The organism is Leptospira yanagawae serovar Saopaulo str. Sao Paulo = ATCC 700523, from assembly GCF_000332475.2.
Lineage (GTDB): Bacteria > Spirochaetota > Leptospiria > Leptospirales > Leptospiraceae > Leptospira_A > Leptospira_A yanagawae.
In genome coordinates, this window is record NZ_AOGX02000047.1 from 85,648 (window position 1) to 111,180 (window position 25,533).

Genomic DNA, 25,533 nt, shown 5'->3' on the forward strand with positions numbered 1-25,533 from the left:
AAATGGATATATTACATGCATTAGTTGCCAACTTACAGACACCAATGTTCTTAGCCTTTTTGCTAGGAATCATTGCGACTCTTATCAAAAGTGATCTTAAATTTCCTGATGGAATGTATGCAGGGCTCACCATTTATTTACTCTTTGCAATTGGATTAAAAGGTGGTGTCAAATTGAGTAACACCACATTACTCGAATTCTACAAACCAGCACTTGCGGCTCTTACCCTTTGTGTCACAATCCCACTCATCGCATTTGGTTTGTTGACGAAGTTTGGAAAGTATGATAAAGCAAATGCGGCAGCCCTTGCTGCTCATTACGGATCAGTTTCGGCTGTGACATTTAGTGAAGCCCTTGCCTTTCTTGATTCATTGCAAATCAGTTATGAAGGATTTATGCCAAGTTTATTGGCCATTATGGAGGTCCCGGCCATTCTTGTGGCTTTACTCCTCATCAAAATGAACCCAAAAGACAAATCCGAAGATTCTTCTTGGGGAAAAATTTTACATGAACTCTTCACTGGGAAAGGCACTTTGCTGCTATTAGGTGGCTTACTGATTGGTATGATCTCAGGAAAAAAAGGCCACGAACAATTTGCTCCACTTTTTGAAACACCTTTCCGGGGCATGTTGATTTTATTCCTTTTGGAAGTAGGAATTGTTACAGGAAGAAGGTTAGCAGACCTAAAAAAAGCAGGTGTATTTTTGATTGGTTTCGGAATCCTATTTCCTATCTGTACGGCTATGTTTGGATTGTTTTTAGGATATGGAATCGGATTATCAATGGGTGGCGCCATGGTACTTGGAACTCTCAGTGCCAGTGCTTCGTACATTGCTGCCCCTGCTGCTGTTCGCATTGCCATCCCTGAGGCAAGTCCAGCCATATATCTGACAGCTTCCCTTGCCATCACCTTTCCCTTCAACCTTTCGGTTGGGTTACCTTTATACCTGGCTGTCTCAAAATACCTCTACGGAGCCTAATCATGAAATTAGAAAAAGCAAAACTCATCACCATCATTGCTGACGAAGCATTACAAGATCGATTGGTATCGGAATTGAAATCAGTTAATGTGAAAGGTTATACCATAAGCGAAGCAAAAGGGGAAGGTATCAATCATTCTCACCTAACATCATGGGAAGGTAAAAACATTCGATTGGAATCGTTAGTTTCGGAAGGGAAAGCCCTGAAGGTATTCCAAATCATCTCGGAAAAATACCTTGAAAAGTATCCAATGGTTATCTTTATGAACGATGTGGAAGTGATCCGAAAGGAAAGATTCAACTAACAAAACTTTAAAATGTATGGCCAATGTCTACATAAAACAATTGGTCTTCTTTTGAATAAGCGTAATCAATTAGGATTACGGTAGCTTGGTCCCAAACGAGTCGTAATCCTAACCCTCGAGAATGTTTGTAATCCAAAGCATTCACTTGGCGTAATTTGTCCCATACACGACCCACATCGTAAAATGGAACAATGCTGACTTGAAAAAATTGATCCCAAAAAGAAAAACTTCCCACTCGAAAACGGAATTCAATATTATAAAAACCAATTACAGGACCAAAAAATCGTTCCTGACGGTATCCACGAAGAGTATTCTGTCCACCTAACGCACCAAAGGGCCCATCAATTGAAAACAAATATCGGTATTCAAAAAAAGGTACATTCCCCTCTACTTTGGTGAGTGCCACACGTTGTGCGATCACAAACTCTTCAAAAAGTTTAGGGAATGGTTGGTAAAAATTTTTAATTTGAGCAAACTGTCTTACATAATTAAAATCAGATCCTATGGTTCGTTCTGCTTTATTGATATTGTATTCGATAAGCCATCCCCGATCAGGGTCCGGTTCGTAGTCTCTTGTATCATAAGCAATCCCTGCCCTTAGGTAATTTAGATTACCACCATTCACACCAACGATTTTGCCTGAATTTGAATCTTCCGTAATTTTAGATACATCTTCGATGGCTGGGACTTTGCCGCTGGTAAGAGGGTCTTTTGCGTCCGTTGACCTACCATCGTAGCGCCTAACAATGTTTTTAGAAAACTCAACGCCACCCCAAACGCGAAAAATTTGAAATACTGTTTTGTCGGCAGCAAATTGTCCATAAGTAGTTTCAAATTGGTAATCGTGATAGCGTTGTGTGGAAACAAACTCACGGCCTGGCCCTTGGTTTTTGGCATATGCATTTGCATTTTCAAAATCTGAAAAAGTTGCATTCCTTACGATTCTACTTCCATCGGCATTACGATCTCGGTAGTACAATGGTTGTAAACTTTCTGACCCCACTCCAAAGTATTGGTTATAAAGGCTTTCATCATGCCCAATATAAGCACGCAAACGATAGGCCGTATCTAAAAAGAATGGTGCGTCCCAAGCCAGGTAATTGATCTGCGTTCCACGATTACTTCTGTAAACTCCCACATTAAACATATGTTCATAAGGAGTATATTTAAAGGAGGAATCTGACTTGGTTCCGTTATAAAAAATATTGGCTAGGATCCCAAGACCAGCTCCATTGACTGCATCATTTCCAAAGAGTGGCAGCCCTGTTGCATACCAACCTTCTTTTTTGTTGGCCAGTTCTTTCTCGTCGAGTTTTTTGAATTCACCCAACCACTCTGGTACATCTGATTTTCTTTGTTCAGTAAATAAAGGAAAAACGACCATTGTTGATAGCAATACCAACCAAATCGTCGTTCCCCTAAATGGCATGCGTTATTTGACTTCGCGGACTTGAATGGTTTCGACTCTTTCTTCACCCGCAATGATGTCAGATAAAATGACTACTTTTTCACCCATTTGCAAATATCCATTATTCACTAACGTTTGGATGGCAAGTTTGATCGTTTTTTCAGGATCGGATGAAAAATCCACTCGGTAGGGAATGACACCTCGAGTTAACCAAAGCTTTCGCCTAACAGATGTCATGTTTGTAAAAGCATGGACAATGGGGTATCTCGGGTGAAACGATGCTAAATTATTTGCAGTAATCCCTCGCCTTGTGATGGCGATAATGGCATGGGCTTGCATGGAATCTGCAAGATTTGCCGCAGACCTTGCCATTTCTTCCTTTTGGTCTTTCGGTTTACGTTGTGCCGCAAGACCCAAATTAATCGACATTTCCATTCTACGTGCAATTTTATCTAACATTTCCACACATCGCACCGGATACTTCCCCATTGCGGTTTCACCAGATAACATAATCGCATCTGCTTCTTCATAAACCGCATTGGCCACATCCGTAACTTCCGCTCTGGTTGGAGATGGATTGTGGATCATGGACTCAAGTAAATGTGTGGCAACAATAACTCGTTTCCCCTCTTCTTGGCAACGTTTGATAATTCGTCTCTGTACGATAGGAAGTTCTTCGATTTCAATCTCAACTCCCAAATCGCCACGTGCCACCATAATACCATCAGACGATTTGATGATCTCGTCTAAGTTTTTTAAGCCCTCTTGGTCTTCAATTTTAGCAATGATTTGCGCATGGTGTTTTTTTTCATCGATGATGCCACGAAGTTGTACCACATCTTCTTGTGATCGTACAAATGACAAGGCCACAAAATCAATGTCCTCTTCTAATCCAAACAAAATGTCTTTCAAATCTTTTGGTGTGATCGAAGGGATATTCACTCGAATCCCTGGTAAGTTGATGTGTTTTCTTGAGCCTAATTTCCCACCATCTAACACAGTACAGATAAGTTCGTTCTCACGGATCTCTTGCACTGCAAGGTTGATCAGACCGTTGTCTACCGTAACTTTATCACCAACTTTTAAATCTTTAACAATGTCACGGTAATTCACAAAAACACTTTGTGCTTCTGCTTCCATCCCTGGAATGATGTGGAAGGTAAAAGTCTCACCCACTTTTAAATGTAAATCATTTTGGACATCCCCAGTTCTAATTTCTGGTCCTTGTGTATCTAACAAAATGGAGATCGGTTGTTTATGTAATTCGTCTTTGTTTAATGATTTGATGATGCGAATGATTTTCCTATGGAACTCGTGATCACCATGACTCATGTTGATCCTTGCGATATTCATCCCCGCCAAAGCTAAACTTCGGATCATTTCTTTTGATGCTGTCGCTGGACCTATGGTGCAAACGATCTTGGTTTTTCTGGCTCTTAATTGTTCAATTGCTGGCATAATGTTAAGGTTTTAATTTGGGTAAAATTCGGTTTAAAAAATCCAACTGCGATTCCGCAATGTCGAATTTTTCTTGGTTAGGGAATTTGTCGTTTCGTTGTTTTTCGCTCTCAGCAGAAACCTTATCTAAAAGTTTTTTGCCATGCCGTTTCAAATACCCAGTTGAAACAAGAATGGGCCAAGGGAACTTCTCTCTTTGGTTGCGGATTGGAAAACTATAGATTTCCTTTCCTCCAAATTTTTTAAGGAAAAAGATCAAATTTTCTTCTGTAAACTTACCGTTGAGTTTTGATAAAACATATTCGCGGTCAGGGAAGACACCAAACTCCCAAGCTTCATCTAAAATGCGAACAACAGTTTCAATGGATTCTTTCCATTTTTTTTCTTCCTCAGGACTGCCTTGTTTGACAGACTCTTGGTCCTCATCTTCGTCAGAAGAACTATTTGATGTAGCAGTCGATTGGGAATGGCTTTGTTTTGATTTGCGTTCCGCTTCTTTTTCCGCTTCTTCTCTTTCTTTTAACCTTGCTTTCACCAATTTTTCTTTTTCTTGGGATATTTTCTTTGCTTTTTGGCTCGCCAAATCCCTCGTGAGTTGCTGTTGCAAACGGGCTTTGATCGGAGGGATTTCAAATTTATGTACCGTCATACTTCCCATGATCATCCGCCACAACCGAGTAAAAAATGGCAAAAACTGAAATAAACTTTGTGCTTCAATTTCTTCTAAGAGTCGTTTTGGACTCTCATCATTTAAATGGAGAGTCACGTTCATTTGGTTGAGAACACGAATTTCTAAATCCGAATGTTTGATTTGGAACGTACGTTTTGCCGACTCAATTGCTTGTGGGATACAAGATTTGTGCAAAATGAATTCATTGTATACACGTTTGTCAGCATATTCCGTGTACAAAACTTCTGGTTGTGATAACAACATTGACCTAAATTCATCTGTCAATGGTTCACCACTCACTCGCAATAAATTCACCTCAACAATGCGACCAGCTTCTGCAAGAAAGGCCATAAGGTCTTCAATGTGTTGTTTGCGTTTTTGTTTTTCTTCCCTTTCTTTATCTTTTTCTATGATTTCATTTAAAACCAAACACTCTTCCATAAGTGTTTTTTGGTCACCATAGGATTCATTCATGTATCCTTTGATTTCTGTTAAAATATTTTTTGGTGAATTCCAAGAATCTTCTGTGATTTCACCCATAACACCTAAATTTTTTAAAGCAGGGTAAATCGTATTTTTAGCATAATCCACATAAGCTTCATATCGATCTGCTATCTCTGATGGCCTATTGTACAAAAATACACTTTTATTTGCAGGCCTTGAAGCCGAGTCATTCCGAAAGAAAAATAAAATTTTATCATCTACCAATTGTTTTAAGATTGGTTTCAGATGGATGACAATGGTTGCATCTTTTTGCACCTTTGTTTTGTCATACGGGCACTGGAACAAATTCCCAATTTCTGTGGAAGCATAGGTATCAAACAATCGATTGGCATCCACTGCTGCCTTGATGACCTTACGCATTTTTTCTTTCCCAACATACTTTCTTTTCTCGTTAAACCAACCTTTTATGGCGGTAGTCGAAAGTTCATTCAAACCAAGTGCATAACGAAAGGCAGTTCCCCCATCAGAAGTAGTTGGCCTTGCAAAAACAGTATTGTGTTTGATATAAGTTTTTGGATTTTCAGGATCCCCTGGTTCATTTGGGTGGAATTCCAAAACATTTAGTTTTTTAATGATGGCAGGGTTTTGTTTGTAACTCAGATCAATGACATAGTTTTCGGTGCGGTCCCGATCAATGGAACTATCACGTTCAATTTGTTCCACATTCGGCAGAACCCGATTTTGTAAGAACTTATCCGTCCATTCAAAAATGACAAGGAGAACCTTATAAATCCCTTTATAGGAAAAATCTCCGCGAGAATCCATTGCCTGCACCTTTTGGAGACAGGCAGTGTAGTCCATGACTTTTAATTCTGGGAGATTTGGATCTAACATGTAACTGGTGAGTCCTTACTTAAAATATCCTTTTTTATACAATAACTCAGCATTCAAAATCGCAGCACCTGCGGCACCTCGAATCGTGTTATGCGATAAAACAACCCATTTCCAGTCCAAAATAGAATCCTCTCGTAACCTTCCGACAACAGTTGTCATCCCCTTGCCTGTGTCCAAATCGAGACGTGGTTGGGGGCGATCGTTTTCTTCGCGGTAAAGGATAGCGGGATTAGGTGCAAACGGCAATCCCAATTTCTGAGGTTCCCCTTTAAAATCGGCCCAAACCTTTAAAATCTCTTCTTTTTTTGGCTTTTTATCAAATGCTACGGAAACGCAAACGGTATGCCCATCAAACACTGGAACTCGGTTGCAATGAGCGGAAATTTTAAAGTCAGCCGATTTGATGATCCCAGCTTCTACCGTCCCCAAACATTTTTGAGGTTCGATTTCTGCTTTGTCTTCTTCGCCACCAATGTAAGGGACAACGTTTCCAAGGATATCCATTGTAGGAACACCAGGGTAACCTGCACCAGAGATAGCTTGCATCGAAAATAACATTACTGATTTTAAACCAAACGCATCCATCAAAGGTTTTAAAGAAATGGTCACACCCATAATCGTACAATTTGAGTTTGTGATGATCTTTCCTTTTGTTGTTTGTGATGAGAGAACATCCAAATGGTGTGCATTCACTTCCGCAGAAAGGATTGGTACATTTGGATCCATTCTGTGATTTTTAGAATTGGATAAAACCATAACCCCTGCTTCGGCATAAGCAGTTTCTACTTCCCCTGCGATAGAGGCATCCAGTCCGCTAAACACAAGTTGCACGCCCTTCGTTACATTTGGATCAGGTAATGAAATGATAATGTCTTTTGCATAAGAAGGAATGTCAGAAGAAATCTTCCAACGTGACTTCATCACCTCACCATAGGTTTGGCCTGCACTTTTTTCAGAAGCTGCTAAATGGGTCACCGTAAAATAAGGGTGATTCTCCAAAAGTTGAATGAATCTTTGACCTACGGATCCTGTTGCTCCCAGGACTCCAACTTTGATTTTTTCCATAATTTTCCTTATCTAATGTAAGGATTGAAAAACATGTTATTTCGGAAAGAGATTTCCAATTCTTTCGGCATAAATCGAATTCATTTGCTCCATTCCCACATATGTGAAGTGATGGAAATCGGAAAATCCTTGCATGGGAAGTGCATTGTGGATGTCCCAAAAATGAACTGATCCTGATTCCAAGGATTGTAAGTACTGTAAGTGGTCTTTGTACCAGTCGGAACCTTCATACCAACGGAGTGAGATCGGATTTTCTGGGTTGTTGATGAGCAAAAACGAAATATTCCGATTCCGGAAATGATCCGCAATTTTTTGGATGTAATCAAAATGGAAAATCGGGCGGAACTTCTCATTTCGAATCCGTTCTTTGGCATTTTTTAATGCGACTAAATAACCAATCCCTGGTCGTTTTTCCAAACCCTCTAACAATCGATAGTAAAAATACCGAGTGTAGGTTTCATCATCCATCCCAGAGTACCGAAAGTCTTCTGTCCTTGGTTCGCGAATGTATTGGACACCGTTTTTCGGTTTTTCTAATCCAAACGTCTGTTCCAAACGCACTCCCATTGGATCCCAGTGGTAATCGAGATAGGCTCCACTCGCTTCATGGGCATACCAAACTCGTGCCAGTGTTGCAGTGATTTGTTTCTTCGCTCGGAAGAAGGCAGGATCCAATTGGATTTTGGTCCAACGAGGTTGGTTTAGTTCTACAATTTGTTTTGTTTCACCATTCGAAAACTCAATCTGACAGGTGGAACCCGAAAGTAAAAACTCTGTCACTTCCAACCAAAAACCTTTTTCCTCCATTTTTTTGGTTGGGAAAAAACTAAACTGTTTCCCAGTCCAACCAAGCCCATTCACACCTTCAGGGATAGAAACACCCATATAGGAATGATAACTTGTATTCCGGCCAAATCGGTGTTGGAATAAATTTTGGAGGTTTTGTTCGAAAATATCTTTATACCGATAAAAGTGGAAAGCAGAGGAAACAAGATATCGCGAAAACGTTTCCATATCCATTGCCGAACCTACTTCCCTAATCGTTTCCCAAGGGAAAACCCAGAGGGATTGGGGTGCCTCCGTGAACGTAAGTGCATCTTGCACCATAACTGATTCCTCAACCGTATCATTCCTTCCTTCAGGGAACAAAACATATGTTCGGTGGAGGCGATAATCAATAAAATTAACTGGATAGACAACCAAATCAGGTGCCAAAGGCTCTAGCCAACCGAGTAACAGATAAACGTAAAGAGGACTATTCCCTGCATAGGCTAAATAAAAAACATCTACATCCAGAGAATATTTTTCGAATAAAACCTTTTCCAAAGCCTTTGCATCAATGGAATAATAGGCAACGGAACTTCCCACAATGATGATTCTTTTTTTGGTTTTGGGAAGGGAACGGATCCTTTCATACTCGTATAAAAAATTAAAGAAGTGGTTGGTATTCCAAGGAGATTCGTTTGGTAAGAGGAATTGGATTTTCCTAAAAAACAAATAATCGATTCCCAGAAGAAAGACCAAAAAACATATAATGAAACCAATCCGTTTTTTCATAAAAATCCCTAAAAGACAAAGTAAACAAAAGGTTTACTTTCCGCTGAATACAAAACGATCAGAACCAAACTGACCGCAGCCAAAAATGCAAAAACCATCGATTTTCCTAAGGAATTCTGCATTTTTTGAAACAATCCTAACAACTGTTTGTTTTCTTTAAAATATCTGACTCCAAAAATATGCCCCAAGAAGAGCAGAGAAAAACAATACACAAACTTCATTTCTAAGCTGTAAGGTAACAAAAAACCGTCTTTTTTCGTAAAAACCCCCTGTAGGTAACACAGAGAATCATGCAAATTGGCACTGCGAAAGAAAATCCAGAGAAGAGTCACGATGAAAAATGTAAAAAGGGTTTGGAGTGGCTTCCAATTCCAGTAACCAAACTTCTGATCCTTTCCTCCCATCCATCTTTCCAAAACGAGAAACCCACCATGCCCCAATCCCCAAATCACAAAATTCCAAGAGGCCCCATGCCAAAGTCCACCAATTGCCATCACGAGAATTAAATTGCGATAGGTGAAAAGGGATCCCAATCGATTCCCTCCGAGTGAGATGTACACGTACTTTTTCAACCACTGGGAAAGGGAAATATGCCATCTCGTCCAAAACTCAGAAAATCCTGCCGCGAGGTACGGCATCCTGAAATTTTCGGGCAACCGAAATCCAAAAAGAAGTGCCGTGCCTTGGGCAATGTCTGTGTAACCTGAAAAATCACAATAGATTTGAAAGGAATACGAAAACATTCCAATCCATAAGGAACGAGTCGACATTTCAGCCGGCCTCAAAAATACCAAATCGGAAACCTCAGCCAAATGGTCCGCCAAAACCATTTTTTTGAACAATCCCAGTAGGATTAAAAACATCCCGAAGAGGAGAGGGATCCGTGAAATATCCAAAGGGCGCCGGATTTGAGGCAAAAAGGACTTCGCCGTTACAATGGGACCAGCAACAAGCTGAGGGAAAAAACTGAGAAAGAGTAAGTACGATGTAAATTTGGATTCTGGTTGCAATTCCTTCCGGTAAACATCCACAACGTAGGAAATGGACTGAAACGTGTAAAAAGAGATCCCGACTGGAAGGAGCCATCGGTCCCAAAAGGAATTGTGAAGTGGCAGTGGTTCTCCCGAAATTACTGCCCAATTTTCAGCAATAAAATGCCCGTACTTAAAGAAAATCAATACGCCTAGGCTGTTGGCGAGCGAAACCACAAGGAGAACCAATCGTAATTTTCTCGAATGGGAAAGGGATATCAATTTCGCCACCCAAAAGTCAACAGCCGCAATCCAAATGATTAATATTAAGTAGTATTTACTCCAGAAACTGTAGAATAATAGACTAATTACAAGCAGGTATATGCATATAAACAATCGCTTAGATGACTGAATATCATCTGTATTTTGCCCAAAACAAAACAATAATTTTTGAAGGGAATGGAAGAGGAGAAAGGAAAGGACTAAAAAGAGACCATAGATTGCAGAATTAAAAAGCATATTTTAGCATAATATTAGTCACTACACATTGTATTTGCATTTTACGCCACAATTCGGGCAAGTGCAAGTGACTTCCGCTTTCACCCTTCGGCCTTTTGAGTCTTCGACCTTCCCAACAGCTACAAATTCAAACAAAACCCCTTCTGGAACGAAGTGGCCAGACCCATATTTTGCCGTTCCCTCAATCACATTCGAGCATGCGTGGCACTTCACCCGCAATCGTATCGTTTCTGCCATATACCAGGGAAAGATGAGGAGAGGGACCCGCCTGGCAACCAATATTCCAAATTCTGCCAATTTTACAGGTGCATGCAATTCGCCTACACATGACATTTTGGCAGAATTATGATCATATTTTAGGGATTTTGAGGGCCCAAAATGCCCAAAACTTACCTGTCTCCCTCACAGGAGAAACCCCAAAAAAATGGATGTAATTCTCTCTAAATGCCGGATTTTCGGCGAAAAGGGATGGAAAAGGCCCCCTGATCCAAGCTTGTCCTCTAAGGAGCCAGCCAGATTGTTTTCCCCCCTTGAAGAGAGCCCTTCTTCTAGAATAATCCCCCAAACTCCCTCAAATGACCTTTTGGTAGCGGAATCCTAGATCTGATTGCTAGTTTGGATCGAAAGTTTAATTGCCGTGATCTTGGCAGTGATTTGCAAGAAAGAGAGCATTGTTGCAGGTTGCCTTCATACGTTTCCATTCCCACTTCTCTTCTTTGCAACTTAGGGACTTCTGGCGGCATTTGGGCATTTACAAAACCAATTTGATTTGCCGGAAACATGGCGCCAACAATCCGGCCAGTAGAAACTTTTATGCCCATGGGAAGGCAGGGACTGCCTATCTTCCGGCATCGAACCTGATTCCAACCAAAGGCCCATGACCTTACTTCGTCACTTCTAGTTCAAAGGGAGGATGTCTTATAAATGCCTAAATTTAGGCAGTTTTTTTAGCAATTTGACTTCCGAAAGGAAGGAAAGGGAATCGAGGCCGTCTTTGGCATGGAATCAATGTGATTAAGAGCATATTTGACTAAATTTGGGCAGTTTTGGGCGAAACACAAGTTTACTGGGAAAACAGGGTTTTTCTGCCATTTCACCCTGTGGTGTGCACAGGGAAGGATCTAGGTGTGGATCGATTGGCAGAAACAAGCTGAGGATACAAACCTAAGACTTGCCCCGGTTTACTTTTTGGATTTTGTTACGGTGGTTTTTGTTTTTTTTACAGAAGGGTTGGATTTACCACTGGCCTTCTTTGGTTTGGCCCCAACGGTAGCAACTTGCTGTTGCTTCGATTTTTTACCGGATCGAGTGTTTGTAGCTTCACTTCCAGACTCATCGACAGAGGAGAGGATGTCATTGGGAATCCGCCCGTTGCGTTTGACCATATAGATGAAATGTCGGACATACTGGGTGTAAGGTTCCGGGATGGTCTTAGGATCGAATTCTTTAGGCTCCTGGAGGAGTTGGTTGACATGTGCCAAAGGGAGGTCGTCCTTACTCGTTGCCATGAGGATTTCCAATCGTTTGCAGATTTCTGAGTCATTGACTTCAGTGGAAAGTTTTCGCATGGCGTTGAGAAATTTTTGGAAGGCAACTCGCTTCGGCTGAGACATATCCCCAGAAAACCAAAAAGTCCTGGGCTGGCAATCGATTTTACGCCAAAATGCTCTGGATTGGTTGGAGTTGGAACTGGTCCAACGTTGCAATTTAGATGGGGAACAGACGAAAGTTCCTGGGAATTTTCAAGACAAGAAAGCTCGTGAGAGTTTGCGCTAGTATTTAGAATTAGCGGATTGCTGTTAGTAGAAGACTCATATCCAATAGAAGGATCCACTCCTTCACCGATTCCTGCAGATTGTATGGCAAGTTCCGTTTCGGATCCAATGAAGACTTCAGAAATCTCGCCATTGCGAAGTTCAATGGCAGGCAGGAGTGGCTCTTCCAGAAGGACAATTGGTTTGTCCCACTCGTTTGCAAAAAGACCAGATTGTGGGAATACCAAAAAACCAAGAAGGCAAAACAAGGGCGCAACTTTAAGCAAGTTCCGTGCCAAATTTTTGATTTTTCCCATGAAAAACATATAGATATCCTTAGTTTTCACCGAAATCCGTGAAAAATAAAGCTTTTTTTTAGGAATTTTGGCTATTTTTTGTAGAGGGAGGCTCGCACTCGTAACTTCCATTCCCATAGGACAATTTCATGTTCTAGGTCTTTGGCAAGGTCCTGTTCCTTGGCGAGTAAGGCATAAATCATATGTGAGATGTCTTTTGAGAATCCCGCATCTAATTCTTTCTCAAACGCTTCCACTTGGAATTCTAAAATGAGAACTGCCAAACGAAAGGCCTCGTTCATGGCGATGAGCTGCGGTTTGACCGAGTCTAACTCCGGTTTCTTATATTCATTTTTGATCATCACATCTAAGAATGTGCGAATGAACATTACATCGTCCGAGGAAAGATGGAAATCGAGGAGGAGTTGTTTGACTTTATCAAGTTCCATGGCTCGCAAATGGATCCTCGCGAGGAAAACAGGATTTTCGCTATAGGTATTTAAGTTCTGGTTCTTAGCGACATCCGTGGCACGAACTTTGTCGTAGTCCACAACACCCTTGTCTTTGGATTCTTCAGTTTTAGGGGACTGGGATTCCGCAGAGGTATTGATCCTTTTTTTGATCACAAGGATATTCATACTTGGATACCGGATTTTGAACGACACCATGTCGGAACGAGGGATCTCTTCGTCGACAACCAAAAACTGTGCTTGTTCACCCTTCTCCCAAGCTGCCATTAATTCTTCTTTGTTTTTGTAGTGGTAGATCACGACAGGGAGAACGTCACTTTGGCTTCCCGTCCCTAGATAAATTGTTTTGATTTCATTGGAAAATCCATGTTGGTATGGGATGACCATTTTCCCGGCTTTGACATTCACAAAGGAAAGTTCTCCCAGGTGGAAATGGGAAACGTCAAAATCGTCTCCAAAAAACCCCACTCGAGGTACATTGACCACGATGGAATTGTTTTTGGCACCTTTGGGAACCTCTGGTCCTGTTTCGGTAAAGACAACGTAAGTCAGTTTGGAAAGTCGGACTTTTACGAGAAAACCGGCAGGGGTTTTCCGCTCTTCATATACAGTATCATCCATCTTTACATCAAACCAAGTTGTTTCATTTTGTATTGGAGGGAACCCCTCGAGATTCCCAAGGCCTTTGCCATTCGGATTTGGTTCCCGGAAAAGATCCGCATCGCCAAAAGAATCTTCTGCCTTTCTAAGGCTTCTATCCCTCGCCGCAAGTCTAAATCTTCCGCATCTGGAATCTCTAAATCCATACGGAGTTTTCCAACCTCAAGGTCAGAAACTTCCACCGTTTGGGTCCGGCAAGTGAGTATTCCCGAAAGTATCCGGTTGCGCAATTCGACGAAATTTTCTTTGTAAACTCTGGCCGAAAGTTCCTTTTCTGCTTGGGGACTTAAAATCAGCCCCAACCGATTTTGGGTCCGGCAAAGTTCTTGGAAAATCGATTGGATGATGCGTACAAAACTCCCCTTGGGGAGTAAACTCAAAGAGGGCAAAAATATCGAATTTCGCTCCAGGAGTTGTTTGAATTCAGGCAGGATTTCTTGTCCAAATTCCGTTGGACCCAAAAGGAAAAGAGAACCTTTGTAACCAGATTTTGACCACCAGTCTACGAGGATTTGCTGCTGTCCCAAAGAGAAGGATTGGACATCAGTAAAAACGAGACTCCCTATATTTGCTTCCTTCCCCCATTCATGTATGGCCTTTTCAAATTTACCAAAATGATCAGGGAGCGACTCCACAACAAGGATGGGAGCCTCTGGACTTTGGGTCTGGTGGATCCACTTTGCGAGCGTCTTTTTACCTGTCCCAGCTGCTCCAAAAATGGAGACAATGCGATTCTCTCGGAAATCAATAACAGCAGATTCCAAATTCGAAATCTCATCTCGAAAGAAGCGATGGGCTCCATCAACAGAGACTGGAACTTGGTTCCCTTGTGGGAGAATGAGGTTCCCCCTCTTCCATTCGTTCCCAATTTTTTCTGCAAATAAAACAAGAAGTGTTAACACGGAAAAACTTGGTTTGCCTTCTAACTCTACGAGCAAAAAACCAACACTCTCTCCTGCGTGGATCCGAATGCCAATGGCGTTTGTATTTTTCCCAAAAACTGGAAATTCAACACCCGGGAAAGAAATGGGCTCTTTGGATGTCATGAGGGTTTCCCAGTGAACCGAACCCCGGTTTAAAAACGAATAATAAAATCCATCCTCGCCATATCCGAAACTAGCCGATTCGTAAAAAGAATCTTCTCCTTCGGCTTTGAGAACCACAACTCCGCAATGCAATTCGAATTCGGTACATAGCTCAACCCACAAAGTTGGGAGGACGGAATCCATCCAATCTTTGCCTGTTTTGCCTGAGGCAAACAAGGACAGGGTGTGTGAATGCATGCTATGAAACTGTTTAAATTTAATCACTTTGTCAAGTACGTACCGTTTTAAATGTCGGACGTCCGACCAAAAGAAACGAGATAGTTTTTGCTAATTTTTGGTATGTCGGATGTCCGACAATGAGGATAGAAGTTGTCCAAAAATCCTTTTTTTGGCTATTTCCAAAAATTCAATTGATCCCAATTTTTCAAAAAGAAAGCATACCAATTGGGAAGGGAAACAAGAGATAGATGATCACCATTGCAGTTGCGAATCAAAAAGGCGGAGAGGGAAAAACAACTACTTCTTTGAATCTTGCCATGGGATTGGCTCGCCGAAATCTCAAAACTTTGCTCATCGATATGGACCCTCAGGCAAACTCCACAGGCATTTTTCTGAACCCCGAAACCGTTGAGAAAGACCTTGCCCACTTATTCCAAAACTCTGCTCATATCAAAGATATCATTGCACCGGCGTATAACGAGCATTTGTGGATTGCACCATCTAGCATGCGTTTGGCGGAAATGGAAACAGTTTCGGTAAACTCAGTGGAAGCTCCTTATATCCTGAGAGACTCGTTATCGGGACTAAAGGATTTCGAGTTTGTAATCATCGATTGCCCGCCGTCCCTATCCATTTTTACAGTGAATAGCCTTGTGGCCGCAAACTACGTGCTCATCCCCCTACAAGCAGAAAAGTTTTCAATGGACGGAATTATGGGATTACAACAAACCATTTCCTCTATCAAAAAAAGAATTAACCCTGACCTAGAAATTTTAGGTGCTCTCATCACCCAACTGAAACCCCAAACCCTTTTGACCAAAACCATCTTACCAGTTCTCACAAAATACTTCCGAATTTTTGAACATACAATTTCGGATGGAGTGGCAATTGGAGAAAGTCATTTGGCAAAAAAATCGGTGTATGACTACAACCGATCTTCCAGGCAATCTCAAGAGTATGAAGGTTTCATCGAGGAGGTTTTGAATGAGCTTAAAAAGTAAACGACTAGGATCTCTCGCTGACATCTACCAAGCTGAAAACTTAGATGGCACCATTCGTACGATTCGGATGGACAAAATCCAACCCTCCGAACACCAACCTCGCCAAGAGAGGAAAAAAGGGATCGAAGAGTTAGCGCAAACCTTAAAGGCAGATGGCCTCCTCCAACCCATCATTGTTTCGAAAAGTGAAAGGGAAGGAAGTTATAAAATCATTGCTGGCGAAAGGAGATACCATGCCGCCAAATCCCTTGGATGGTCCGAGATTGAATGCAAAATCCTAAACCGACCAGACAAAGAAATTTACAAACTTGCGGTGATCGAAAACTTACAAAGGGAAAACCTCTCCCCTTATGAAGAAGTCGATGCCCTCGTTTTTTTGAAACAAACACATCATTATACGGACCAAGAATTAGGAGATATGTTTGGAAAAAGCCGCAGTTACATGACTGAGGTTTTATCCATCACATCTATGTCAAAGGCCGACTTAGACAAATGTAAAAAAAACGAGATCTATAACAAGAACCTCCTTGTCCAAGCCGCGCAGGCCGCCAAAAAAGGAAGTTTGGATGAGTTTTTAACCCTCTACCATAAAGGTGCTTTAAAAACCGTAAAGGATGCGAAAGACTTCAACAAACAAGTAAAGTCGGGAGAACCTACAAAATCAAATCCCACTACCCTTTCGGGATACAAAATCAGAAGGACAGTAAGCGGGATTCAAATCCAGTCAGACGATGAAATCCTCTTGGGCGATATCTATAAATTTATACGAAAGGAATTGTCCAAAAAATATGGCGATTCGGCATAACCCAAACATGTACTTAGCAGTCAAGTACTTAGGAAAAAAATTTTAAGTACTGGCTGGGAAAATACTGTACGAACTTGACATCTACCAGAATCCGACAATAATGTGACATAATAAAACTATTTGAGTTTAAGCAGAAACCTTTTCTTGCGAGAAAAGGTGAGGGGCAAGTATTGTCCCAACCCGAAAAGAAAAAAATTCCCCTGGTACACCAGGGGGTCGGGGTTTCCCGAAGGAATGTTGTTGGATGAGACATAATTAACATTATGTCAGATAATGTCAACTCCTTCATTTTAATTGCTTAAAATTAGTTTCATTTTTGCAGAAAAATGGAGGAGTCCTGTGAGCGACTTGCGTCACCCTTATATCCGTCTGATGACCGACATCATAGATTCAGGTGTCTGGGCAGAGTTATCCCATGCTGCAAAGACCCTCTACCCGGTCTTACTCAAGTTCAGTGATTACAATTTCAAACCAGTTTGGCCCAACACAGAAACACTGATGAGGCTCACGGGATTCAAAACAAAAAAATCAATTGTTTCTGCCAAAAAAGAATTAACGAGTGCGGGACTCTTATACCAAGTACCAGGCAGCGGTCGCACCTCTACCCGGTACCACTTTTCCTTCCATTATGAGGGTTCCAAAATTACCCCTCTGGGAGATACCCAGATACACCCCAGGGAGCCAGAAAAAGATCCCTCTGGGGGATCGAAATTGGATGCAAAGGGGGGTTCTGTTGGGACCCCTAACCATATTAATATAACTATATCCAATACGAACAATCCGCAAACCCCGAAAGAAATGGGGGAAAGTTTGGGGCAAACAAAGGAAGAGAAAAAAGATTTTGAATCGCTCGTGGATTTGTTTGGGCCAGAGATCGCCTTGGAAGCCTATCGCAAAGCAGTGAGCCTACACATGGAATCAAATGCTTCTTATGTGAAAACACTTTGTCGTGAACTCGTCAGTTTGCAGAGGAAGGAAGTGCTTAATCTTGAGCAGAATCAATCCCCTTCCGCCACTACCCCGCACCCAGCCTCATGGTCTGGATTTTTGGCTTGGGCCTCCAAAGAATTAACGGAATCCTCTTACCGCCAATTGGAAAGGGTAAAAGTGGAGACAGATGGAAATGTCATCGTAGTCACTTCTTCTGTTTTCGGACATTTGAGGCAAATCATCCAAATGTATTTTACGGAACGTGTCAAACCAATGGTCCTAGTTGTGTTTACAGAAGTAGAAGAAGGCTCACGTGTGAGCGAAATTCGATAGACTGATTAGAAAAACGGTATTTTTTGGAAGGAATCATAACAGTAAAAAGCGCATGAAAGATCATTTAATCCGCACAAGTCACCCCTACTCTCTCCCCATTCAATCCGTATCAACTACGGGAACTTATGAAATCAAAAATAACGAATTTTTATCCTTTATGGAAGAAAAGGAGCAATCCTCCCTTTCCTCGATCATCTTTCAGTTTGATGATGTTGTTTTTTTTAATGGAATCGAGTTATTACCTGGTAAAGATGGATTGGATTTTTTTCCTGATTCCTTTCGATTTGAATTGTCCCATGATGGAAAGTATTGGGAACCAATCTTACAAGAATCTTCCTTTAGGAAATCATTCAAAACTTCTGCCAAATGGCTGTTTTCGTTAACTAGCGCTCGTTATGTGAAGTTTATATCTAAAATTTCGAGAAAAGCAAGTAACGGAAAAAATAGGATTAGTTTTGGTCCGCTTCGGATCCTTGTGAGTGGTGTGCAGTCCATCCAAGTCAGTTCAGAATTAGACAGGTTGTATGTAAAAGAAAACTTATTTGATACTAGAACTGACTATGGTTGGTCTTCTAAAAAAAAGGAAGAACCTGCAGATGAGTATGTCATTTTAGATATGGGGTCCGTCAACAGAATTGAAGAATTTCGAATGTTGACGAAAAATGATCCGATTACCAATTTTCCAGAGCGTTTCATTGTTTATTACAGTGAAGACGATCTGACATGGCACCAGTTGCATGAAGAGAACTATTTTTTATCTGAGCCAGGTACTTGGTACAAGTGGCGTTTCCCTCCTGTCAATTTACGATTTTTGAAAATCGTTTTCATCGATGAAAAACAATCGAACAAAAAAGAATACATCACTGAAGTCATCGAAATCGAACTGTATTCCAGTGCCGATAAAAAAGAGTCCGGTGGGCCAACAAGAGAACCCCTCCCCTATGCTTCTGTCTTAAGATCAGGGATCATTCGGCTTGCTGTTGATGGCGAAGTGAAAGAAGGAGTTGTTGTACAGTCAAACGATAGGCGCCTTCGAGATGCCACAACGGAATACCGTGGGATTGTTGAACTAGCCTCCGATGGGGAAGAAAAACCTGGAGTTGCCGTACAAGGTAATGATAAACGCCTAAAAATCGCCACTGAACTCACTCATGGACTTGTGAGACTCGCAAGGAGTGGAGAAGCAAGGCCTGGGCTTGTTGTACAATCGGATGATGAACGTTTGCGAAATGCCTCTACCGACCATCCCGGAATCGTAGAGCTTGCGTTAGATGGAGAGACAAGGCCTGGTGTCGCGGTGCAAGGGAATGACTCAAGATTACGGGTAGCGACGAAAAAATCAGTTGGACTTGTTCAATTGGCAGAAGCTGGTGAAACTGCTATCGATAAGGTAGTCACTGGTGATGACCCAAGACTAAAGGATGCGACCACCACGGCAAAGGGTATTGTGCAATTGGCAGCTAATGGTGGTGAGGAGGCAAATACAGTTGTCCAAGGCAATGACAAACGTCTCAAATTAGCGAGTACTGAGTCACATGGGATCGTACAACTTGCACACTCTGGCGAAACAAAGGCAGGTGTGGTTGTGCAAGGGAATGATAAACGTCTCGCCAAAGCTGCGTTTGACGAAGCAGGGATCGTCATTCTTGCAAATCACGGAGAAGCTGTTCCTGGTAAGGTAGTTTTATCAGACGATCCTAGGTTATCTGACAAAAGAGATCCAAAACCTCATACCCACCCCTACGCCGAAAAAGAACATGATTTCAATTCCCACACTGGATTATTAAAGATTACTGGCGAAGCAGAATCTGCTTCAAAAGGATATGTACCTCCCCAACCTAGTGATGCCATCATTTACGGAAAAAATACGAAAAATGGATCGGGTCTACTTGGTGTATCCTCTGGGATTGGCGTTGTTGGATTTGGGGATTCCATTGGTTTATATGGAATTTCCAAAGGGAAAGACAATATTCGTTCTGCAGGTATCTTGGGTGCCGGCACTTCGGCACCTGGTGGTCGTTTTGTTTCTCAGTCAGAGTTTGCCATCATTGCGGATGGGAAAGGGATACCTGGTTATGAATTAACAGGGTCTGGAAAAGCGATATATGCAAACGGAGAGTCTGTATTTGAGGGAAACCTTCGCATCACAAAAGATGGTGGTGAGGAATGCATTGCCAGGTATTTTCGATTGGATGGAAAAGATGTAATCACATCTGGGGATTTACTGGTTGCTACAGAAGAAACAGGTGTGCTTGGTAGATCCAAACACCCCTACTCTACCAATGTGATTGGTGTTGCTGTATCCAATGCAAATCTAGTGTTTGGGAAACAAGAGAAAGGTGTAGAATATGTCCTTGTTGCCATGTTAGGAATCACCAAAATCCATGTTGATGCAACACAAGTTCCCATTTATCCTGGAGACCTTTTGGTTTCAGGTCTTTCTTCTGGACATGCGATCAAAGCTGATCCTTCCAAATTAAAACCAGGAATGCTTGTCGCAAAAGCCATGGAAGCTTGCAAAAAAGACAAAGGTCATATCCTTTGTATGTTAACTTTCTCCTAAAAATAAGGGAGGGATTGTTGTGGGTTTTGGAGCGAAACCTGCATCAATTGCCCTTTTTAGTAAATAAGTGATTGCGTTGTGTCCTTCTTCTCCTAAACGTTTTGTGAATTCATTTACATATAAATTGATATGAGATCGGATCACCTCGTCATCCTTGTTTTGTGAATTCATTCGTATGTAGTCCATCATCTCTTTGGGTTCAAGGTAAGCTGCTTCTAAACTCCGTTGCAATTCTTTCTGGAATATTAACGCTTCTTCTTTTGGGATATCACGTCTTATGGCAATGGCACCAAGTGGGATTGGGTAACTTGTGGAAGATTCCCACCATTCTCCAAGATCTACCACTTTCTCAAGACCTCTTTCTTCATAAGTAAACCTTTCTTCGTGAATGATGACTCCCAAACTATCGTCTTCTAATAAAAGAGTTGGGATGATTTGGTCATATCTAAGGGCAGTTGGTTTGTGGGTTCCATTAGTATACAAAGACAAAAGTAAGTTTGCCGTAGTCATTAGCCCAGGGATATAAAGCCTTTTATAATTTGTCAAACTTGTGTTGGTGTTTTTTTTTCGGACAAGAATGGGACCACAGCCCCTTCCTAATGCAGAACCTGTTTCCAACAAAATGTATCGATCCATGATTTGGAAGTAAGCTGCAAACGATAGTTTTGTTACAGGAAATTTGCTTTCCTTCGCAAACTCGTTTAGATTTTCTACATCATACAGTTCTTCTTTCACTGGATAATCGGGGTTTCGAATTAAGTGATAAAACAAAAATGTATCGTTCGGACAAGGTGAATAGGCAAGTGAAATCATATTGCTAAAAAATATTCCTTCTTTGGTGTGATGAATAAAATACGAATGAGTAAAAAGAAAAATAAAAGTGCAGAAGAGGATAAAAATAGTTTGAGGCCAATGTTTTTTATCTCATCAATGAATAAGATTGAGAATGGTAATATTAAGGTAAACATTCTGCTGAGATTATCAAACGAACGCCAATACCCCTCTTCCGCAATGGCGATCACGAATAAACTTCCAAGGATTGGCAAAAGGATCTCCATCTTGTGCAGAAATGATTGGCGGAGTGAGATTAGGCATAAGTAACTGACTGAAAAAAATGATAATAGAAACAAAAGTTTTGGAAATTCTTTGATTTTGAAATGGAATGTTCCATTTTCGATAAAACTTTTGGCAAATCCAAATAAAGGGTAATCTGTCATATCACGAAAACCAAGAGGGTTTGTTCCTAGATGATTGGGTATTGCGATCCATCCGTAGATGATAAACCCAATGAATAGAATTCCTGGGATAGAATATAATAGTAGGAGTTTCCAATTTTTCCCTAATAAATATTTTAAGCCAATTGGTGCTAAAAATAAAATGCCAAGTTCCCTTGTGAAAACTGTGAAAAGGAAAAAAAGAAAAGACAAAAAGTGTTTTTCTTTCACATAAAAATAGTAAGCAATTAAAGCAAGACTCACAAAGAAAGAATCGGCAACTAACAAAAGATTGGCGTTTAGTGAGTAAGGAGAAAAAATATAAAACAAAACAAACCATTTTGATTTTTTTGGCAAAAGGTCGTACAAACAATAAACAGAAACCAAAAAAACCGAAAATAGTAAAATCAATGTGAGGATAGGATAATATTCAGATCCAAAAAGGACGGATAAAATTCCTGATGCAAAGGAAAGTCCGATACGATGGTATCGAAAGTAAAAGCTATCTACAATTAAATCCCATTTTTCATCAACAAACAGGTCTTTTGCGAGTAGATAAAAAAATTGCCCATCGTATCCACCAGATGGATAGATGACAAACTGGGAATCAACTAGGTTAGGATTGATTTCATAGAAGCCTTCCCAAATGCCAATGAGGGCTGAAAGTGAGTTTCCATAGGGTTCTGTTTTTACATAAATGAGCCCAACTACACCTAAAATGAACAAACACAAAACAATCCAAAGATCTCTAGGTTTCACTCTTCCATTTTGCAAAATTTAATGGATTTTGAAAGGAATTTCTCTGGAATTTTAAGAAGATTCTGACAGTTTGTATCCAAAGTTGGGGCAAATGAAAGAAGTTCTCGTTACGATTCAAACCGTGTATCAATATTTAGAAAAACTGGGACCCAAAAAATCCTTTCAAATATTGAAAAATTTAGGTTATGAAAAACTTCTTTCTCTAACCGGGAAAGTTCCGAAAGAAAGGCTCATTGTTCTCACACAAAAATTAAGTGAAGAAACCGTTGTGGAACTCGTGAATCAAATCCCTGAGAAAATATTAGTGGAGATGATCAGTGAAAATGATGATGACGATTTGGTGTATTTCATTCATTCATTATCTATCGCAGATTTAGCAACGGTTTCAAAAAGTATCCCTCCAAAAGATGTTGGTCTACTTGCTAAAACTTTGGGACGGGAAGTCAGTGTTGAGATCCTAAAATCCCTTGGAATACAGAAATCCATTGCCTTACTTAAGGAAATTCCTATGAGGGATTTTTTATGGTTAGTGGATCAAGTCCAAGTCGAACCAATCCTTCGGCTCGTGAATGAATTGTCAGTGGCAGATTGTAAAAAGTGGATCAAACAAAGAGGATTGGAAGAATTACCAATTTTACTGAAGTTTTTTGGTGTAACCAATGTTTTGGAAATTTTTAAGAAGTTGGGCATTAACCAAGCTCTTGCCATGATGCATTTACTTGGAACTAGGGAAATGATGGAATTGTCTGTGATTTTGTCTAAAATGCAATTAGCCGAAACGGATATTCCATCCCACCTAACATTAAAAACAAAGGTGGAACCAGGTTCTCAAAAAACAAAAGTCCCTGCCAAAAAAAAGCCATCACCAAAAAAGAAAAAACAAACTAAGAGGTCGCATTGATCTTTGGAAACAAGAGGGTGAATTTACTTCCTTCACCCATGGCGCTTTCTACAAATATTTCTCCAGACATTTTTTCAACTAAAGACTTTACAATGGATAAGCCAAGGCCAGTTCCACCTATCTTTCTGTTATCCGATGAAGGGATTCTAAAAAATCGATCAAAAATCTGATTTTTGTAATTGGGATCAATTCCAATTCCAGTGTCTTCCACGATGATTTCTACTTTCCCGTTGGATTCTTTGAGAGAGATTCCGATTTTCCCTTTGAAAGTATACTTTAAAGCGTTTACATAAAGGTTAGTAATGATTTGTGAGAATTCAAATTTGATTCCTCGGACAAAGAGGCCTTTCTTTAAAGAAAGATCCCATTCAATGGATTTTCCTTTTGCTAAATGAGAATTCATATGGATCACATCCTCTATCACTGGAACGGGATCAAAAATTTCGACTACTTCCACTTCTTTGTCTTTCTCTCGAGATGTCGTTAACTTAAGTAGGTTTTCGATTAAAAAGCTGAGTCGTTTGGCATTCTTATCAATTACTTCCAACATATTGATATGCTCTGCATTAAATGGCAACGAAGAGTCAGATTTAAAAAATTCCAAATACCCACGGATATTGGTCATTGGACTTCTTAACTCATGGCTCACATTTGAAATAAATTCATGTTGTAATCGTTCTTGTTCTTTTCGTTCAGAATTTGGTCGGAATTGTACTTGGTATCGTTTTTTTGGAGAGAGTAGAATGGATGTAAAGCTTATATCAACTTCTACTTTCGTACCATCTTTCGCTAATATTTCTACATCAGGCAAAGATAACATTGTATCTGAAGATAAATCTGATCCAAAACGCAATTGGCTAGAAACTTGTTTGCCTAAAATGATGTCTTCAATTGTCAGTTTTGTTATATCACCACGAGTATAACCAGTTAGTATTCGAAATTGATTATTTGCTTCTAAAATGCTGCCTGTATCTGCATCCACTAATGCAATGGCTTCTCTTGAGAATTCAAATAAGTAACGATATTTTTCTTCAGAATATTGTAAATCTACCGCTGATCGATCCAGTTTGATTTCTAAAATTGAAATAAGATTTTCAAGTTCTGTAATTTCTTCTCTTTGTAATTCAATTTTTGCATTAAACGAGTCTAACATGGAGTTTACGAGAACTTTGACTCGGTTATCTAGTTGTAATGTTTCGTCTGTGTTGAGTCTGGATCCATAATTTCCTTGTAACATATCCAAAACAAGTGAATTGACATCAACTATGAGATGCCTTACCGCATTGAGTTTTCGGTAATTGATCTGGGATGGGGCGTGGAGTTTTAAATTGTTTGGTTCTTGGAAACTGGATAACTTCCTTACATCAAAAACTTTTTTGGGTTCCAGAGCGGAAAGAATTTCTTCAAAGTTAAGGGCAGTTAACACAGATTCTGGTTGGATCACACGTCTTATCAATCTGAAGTAAACATCCTTTAAGAGAGGGAAAAGTGAGGATTCGTCTCCATGATAAGAAAAAATTCCTTTTTGGATCAGAGGGTGCGCCGTAAGAAGATTTTTTGTCTCCCCTACTCTCAAATGGGGATAAAAATGCGTAAGTTGTAAATCATCCCATAAATTTCCAGTTGGTTGGTTTGTTGCGTTTTGCAGGAAATCAATTGCTTTTTTGACAGCAAGTAAAACTCCCGAAACTTCTCTTCCTGTTTTTAGTATAGCATCGCCGCTAAACGCTAGTAAGGTGGATGGGTATAATGTGTTTGGTTTTAGAATTGGGAGGTCTAATGAGTTCCCAAAATCTTGAAAGTTTTTTAGAAAGGGACTCGAAAAAGAATCAGAAACAAGTCCTAAACAATTCGGTTTTAAAAATTCTTTTTCTTCTAAAAATCCGGGTGTGTCAATGTACCGGACTTTTACAGGGTTTTTAGGAGCATATTCTTCTAAAAACTTTTCAGCAAATAACCTTTCGACAGAATTGATATGTGGTACTGGTAGAATATAAGCTTTGTTTCTTGTGAGATCTTCTGGTTTAAACTGAAACCTTGAATAAAAACTTAAAGGTGAATGGTAAAGATAAATCCCTTTATAGATCCGTTTGAGTTTGGATTTTTTTAAAAAACTTTCTTGAAGATAGGCAATGGTTGGAATTTCTCCTGCTTCCACCCGCCCAGCATCTAGTAAGGGTAAAATGGCTTTATGGTGAGTGTTTAAATGAAGGCTAACCTTTACACCAAACTCTTCAAAATATCCTTTTTTGTAGGCTACAACAATGGGGAGGGAGCTAAGGCGACTTGTTATACAAATCTGGATCACATG

Annotated in this window: 20 protein-coding genes; 7 read left to right on the forward strand and 13 right to left on the reverse strand. The window is 40.4% G+C overall.

The window, feature by feature from the left end:
- The first annotated feature begins 2 nt into the window (after positions 1 to 2).
- Complete coding sequence (locus LEP1GSC202_RS18470) at positions 3 to 980, forward strand: sodium-dependent bicarbonate transport family permease (RefSeq protein WP_015679202.1); 978 nt, start codon at positions 3 to 5, stop codon at positions 978 to 980.
- Positions 981 to 982: 2 nt separating this feature from the next.
- Positions 983 to 1,285 (forward strand): P-II family nitrogen regulator, encoded by a 303-nt coding sequence (locus tag LEP1GSC202_RS18475; RefSeq protein ID WP_015679400.1) that lies wholly within the window; start codon positions 983 to 985, stop codon positions 1,283 to 1,285.
- Between the two features lie 7 nt (positions 1,286 to 1,292).
- On the opposite strand, the gene omp85 is transcribed toward LEP1GSC202_RS18475, so the two are convergent.
- The 10 genes from omp85 to LEP1GSC202_RS18540 all read right to left on the reverse strand — a co-directional run bounded on the left by omp85 (position 1,293) and on the right by LEP1GSC202_RS18540 (position 14,734).
- Entirely contained in the window at positions 1,293 to 2,669 is a 1,377-nt protein-coding gene (gene omp85, locus LEP1GSC202_RS18480) for an Omp85 family outer membrane protein (RefSeq protein WP_015679340.1), read from the reverse strand.
- A gap of 48 nt (positions 2,670 to 2,717) precedes the next feature.
- Entirely contained in the window at positions 2,718 to 4,151 is a 1,434-nt protein-coding gene (pyk, locus tag LEP1GSC202_RS18485) for a pyruvate kinase (protein ID WP_015679380.1), read from the reverse strand.
- Positions 4,152 to 4,155: 4 nt separating this feature from the next.
- Positions 4,156 to 6,159 carry a hypothetical protein gene (locus tag LEP1GSC202_RS18490; RefSeq protein ID WP_015679221.1) on the reverse strand — a complete coding sequence of 668 codons (2,004 nt, stop codon included), beginning with the start codon at positions 6,157 to 6,159 and terminating at the stop codon, positions 4,156 to 4,158.
- Positions 6,160 to 6,174: 15 nt separating this feature from the next.
- The gene (gene asd, locus LEP1GSC202_RS18495) at positions 6,175 to 7,224 is read right to left on the reverse strand and encodes an aspartate-semialdehyde dehydrogenase (RefSeq protein WP_015679209.1); all 1,050 of its coding nucleotides are present in this window, start codon (positions 7,222 to 7,224) and stop codon (positions 6,175 to 6,177) included.
- 36 nt (positions 7,225 to 7,260) lie between these two features.
- Complete coding sequence (locus LEP1GSC202_RS18500; RefSeq protein WP_015679408.1) at positions 7,261 to 8,781, reverse strand: hypothetical protein; 1,521 nt, start codon at positions 8,779 to 8,781, stop codon at positions 7,261 to 7,263.
- Between the two features lie 8 nt (positions 8,782 to 8,789).
- Entirely contained in the window at positions 8,790 to 10,271 is a 1,482-nt protein-coding gene (locus tag LEP1GSC202_RS18505) for an MBOAT family O-acyltransferase (RefSeq protein WP_015679375.1), read from the reverse strand.
- A 21-nt stretch (positions 10,272 to 10,292) separates the two neighbouring features.
- Positions 10,293 to 10,508, reverse strand: coding sequence for a hypothetical protein (locus tag LEP1GSC202_RS18510; protein WP_039929608.1), 216 nt, complete (start codon positions 10,506 to 10,508; stop codon positions 10,293 to 10,295).
- 944 nt (positions 10,509 to 11,452) lie between these two features.
- Positions 11,453 to 11,884 (reverse strand): phosphatidylinositol phospholipase, encoded by a 432-nt coding sequence (locus LEP1GSC202_RS18525; RefSeq protein ID WP_039929609.1) that lies wholly within the window; start codon positions 11,882 to 11,884, stop codon positions 11,453 to 11,455.
- Positions 11,885 to 12,413: 529 nt separating this feature from the next.
- Positions 12,414 to 13,412, reverse strand: a complete 999-nt coding sequence (locus LEP1GSC202_RS18535; RefSeq protein WP_015679263.1) for a hypothetical protein — start codon at positions 13,410 to 13,412, stop codon at positions 12,414 to 12,416.
- Positions 13,413 to 13,414: 2 nt separating this feature from the next.
- On the reverse strand, positions 13,415 to 14,734 hold the full coding sequence (locus LEP1GSC202_RS18540; protein WP_039929562.1) for a helix-turn-helix domain-containing protein: 1,320 nt from the start codon (positions 14,732 to 14,734) through the stop codon (positions 13,415 to 13,417).
- A gap of 230 nt (positions 14,735 to 14,964) precedes the next feature.
- Here LEP1GSC202_RS18540 and LEP1GSC202_RS18545 point away from each other — a divergent pair, with 230 nt between their 5' ends.
- The 4 genes from LEP1GSC202_RS18545 to LEP1GSC202_RS18560 all read left to right on the forward strand — a co-directional run bounded on the left by LEP1GSC202_RS18545 (position 14,965) and on the right by LEP1GSC202_RS18560 (position 20,348).
- Positions 14,965 to 15,717, forward strand: coding sequence for a ParA family protein (locus LEP1GSC202_RS18545; protein ID WP_015679390.1), 753 nt, complete (start codon positions 14,965 to 14,967; stop codon positions 15,715 to 15,717).
- Positions 15,701 to 16,522 (forward strand): ParB/RepB/Spo0J family partition protein, encoded by an 822-nt coding sequence (locus LEP1GSC202_RS18550; RefSeq protein ID WP_015679364.1) that lies wholly within the window; start codon positions 15,701 to 15,703, stop codon positions 16,520 to 16,522. The genes LEP1GSC202_RS18545 and LEP1GSC202_RS18550 overlap by 17 nt, the downstream gene beginning before the upstream one ends.
- 372 nt (positions 16,523 to 16,894) lie before the next feature.
- Positions 16,895 to 17,785 carry a helix-turn-helix domain-containing protein gene (locus LEP1GSC202_RS18555; protein WP_039929565.1) on the forward strand — a complete coding sequence of 297 codons (891 nt, stop codon included), beginning with the start codon at positions 16,895 to 16,897 and terminating at the stop codon, positions 17,783 to 17,785.
- A 52-nt stretch (positions 17,786 to 17,837) separates the two neighbouring features.
- Positions 17,838 to 20,348, forward strand: a complete 2,511-nt coding sequence (locus LEP1GSC202_RS18560; RefSeq protein WP_015679373.1) for a discoidin domain-containing protein — start codon at positions 17,838 to 17,840, stop codon at positions 20,346 to 20,348.
- Here LEP1GSC202_RS18560 and LEP1GSC202_RS18565 read toward each other — a convergent pair.
- Both LEP1GSC202_RS18565 and LEP1GSC202_RS18570 read right to left on the reverse strand, forming a co-directional pair.
- On the reverse strand, positions 20,334 to 21,161 hold the full coding sequence (locus LEP1GSC202_RS18565) for a 1,4-dihydroxy-6-naphtoate synthase (RefSeq protein WP_015679217.1): 828 nt from the start codon (positions 21,159 to 21,161) through the stop codon (positions 20,334 to 20,336). The genes LEP1GSC202_RS18560 and LEP1GSC202_RS18565 overlap by 15 nt on opposite strands.
- Positions 21,158 to 22,321: an AZOBR_p60025 family cell surface glycopolymer formation protein gene (locus LEP1GSC202_RS18570; RefSeq protein WP_083930055.1), complete on the reverse strand. Its 1,164-nt coding sequence runs from the start codon at positions 22,319 to 22,321 to the stop codon at positions 21,158 to 21,160. Before LEP1GSC202_RS18570 ends, LEP1GSC202_RS18565 begins: the two co-directional genes overlap by 4 nt.
- 91 nt (positions 22,322 to 22,412) lie before the next feature.
- Between LEP1GSC202_RS18570 and LEP1GSC202_RS18575 the strand changes: the two genes are divergently transcribed.
- Positions 22,413 to 23,222 carry a hypothetical protein gene (locus LEP1GSC202_RS18575; RefSeq protein WP_208597426.1) on the forward strand — a complete coding sequence of 270 codons (810 nt, stop codon included), beginning with the start codon at positions 22,413 to 22,415 and terminating at the stop codon, positions 23,220 to 23,222.
- Here the strand turns inward: LEP1GSC202_RS18575 and LEP1GSC202_RS18580 are convergent.
- Complete coding sequence (locus LEP1GSC202_RS18580) at positions 23,206 to 25,530, reverse strand: sensor histidine kinase (RefSeq protein ID WP_015679391.1); 2,325 nt, start codon at positions 25,528 to 25,530, stop codon at positions 23,206 to 23,208. The two genes, LEP1GSC202_RS18575 and LEP1GSC202_RS18580, sit on opposite strands and share 17 nt — an antisense overlap.
- Positions 25,531 to 25,533: the final 3 nt, after the last annotated feature.

What these genes read in the sequence shown, in the direction of transcription:
- LEP1GSC202_RS18575 (WP_208597426.1), top strand. Translation starts at nt 22,413, where the DNA reads ATGAAAGAAGTTCTCGTTACGATTCAAACCGTGTATCAATATTTAGAA.
- LEP1GSC202_RS18510 (WP_039929608.1), bottom strand. Translation starts at nt 10,508, where the DNA reads ATGGCAGAAACGATACGATTGCGGGTGAAGTGCCACGCATGCTCGAAT.
- omp85 (WP_015679340.1), bottom strand. Translation starts at nt 2,669, where the DNA reads ATGGTCGTTTTTCCTTTATTTACTGAACAAAGAAAATCAGATGTACCA.
- LEP1GSC202_RS18475 (WP_015679400.1), top strand. Translation starts at nt 983, where the DNA reads ATGAAATTAGAAAAAGCAAAACTCATCACCATCATTGCTGACGAAGCA.
- LEP1GSC202_RS18500 (WP_015679408.1), bottom strand. Translation starts at nt 8,781, where the DNA reads ATGAAAAAACGGATTGGTTTCATTATATGTTTTTTGGTCTTTCTTCTG.
- LEP1GSC202_RS18560 (WP_015679373.1), top strand. Translation starts at nt 17,838, where the DNA reads ATGAAAGATCATTTAATCCGCACAAGTCACCCCTACTCTCTCCCCATT.
- asd (WP_015679209.1), bottom strand. Translation starts at nt 7,224, where the DNA reads ATGGAAAAAATCAAAGTTGGAGTCCTGGGAGCAACAGGATCCGTAGGT.
- LEP1GSC202_RS18550 (WP_015679364.1), top strand. Translation starts at nt 15,701, where the DNA reads ATGAGCTTAAAAAGTAAACGACTAGGATCTCTCGCTGACATCTACCAA.
- LEP1GSC202_RS18565 (WP_015679217.1), bottom strand. Translation starts at nt 21,161, where the DNA reads ATGATTTCACTTGCCTATTCACCTTGTCCGAACGATACATTTTTGTTT.
- LEP1GSC202_RS18525 (WP_039929609.1), bottom strand. Translation starts at nt 11,884, where the DNA reads ATGTCTCAGCCGAAGCGAGTTGCCTTCCAAAAATTTCTCAACGCCATG.
- LEP1GSC202_RS18470 (WP_015679202.1), top strand. Translation starts at nt 3, where the DNA reads ATGGATATATTACATGCATTAGTTGCCAACTTACAGACACCAATGTTC.
- LEP1GSC202_RS18535 (WP_015679263.1), bottom strand. Translation starts at nt 13,412, where the DNA reads ATGGATGATACTGTATATGAAGAGCGGAAAACCCCTGCCGGTTTTCTC.
- LEP1GSC202_RS18490 (WP_015679221.1), bottom strand. Translation starts at nt 6,159, where the DNA reads ATGTTAGATCCAAATCTCCCAGAATTAAAAGTCATGGACTACACTGCC.
- LEP1GSC202_RS18505 (WP_015679375.1), bottom strand. Translation starts at nt 10,271, where the DNA reads ATGCTTTTTAATTCTGCAATCTATGGTCTCTTTTTAGTCCTTTCCTTT.
- LEP1GSC202_RS18545 (WP_015679390.1), top strand. Translation starts at nt 14,965, where the DNA reads ATGATCACCATTGCAGTTGCGAATCAAAAAGGCGGAGAGGGAAAAACA.
- LEP1GSC202_RS18555 (WP_039929565.1), top strand. Translation starts at nt 16,895, where the DNA reads ATGACCGACATCATAGATTCAGGTGTCTGGGCAGAGTTATCCCATGCT.
- LEP1GSC202_RS18540 (WP_039929562.1), bottom strand. Translation starts at nt 14,734, where the DNA reads ATGCATTCACACACCCTGTCCTTGTTTGCCTCAGGCAAAACAGGCAAA.
- pyk (WP_015679380.1), bottom strand. Translation starts at nt 4,151, where the DNA reads ATGCCAGCAATTGAACAATTAAGAGCCAGAAAAACCAAGATCGTTTGC.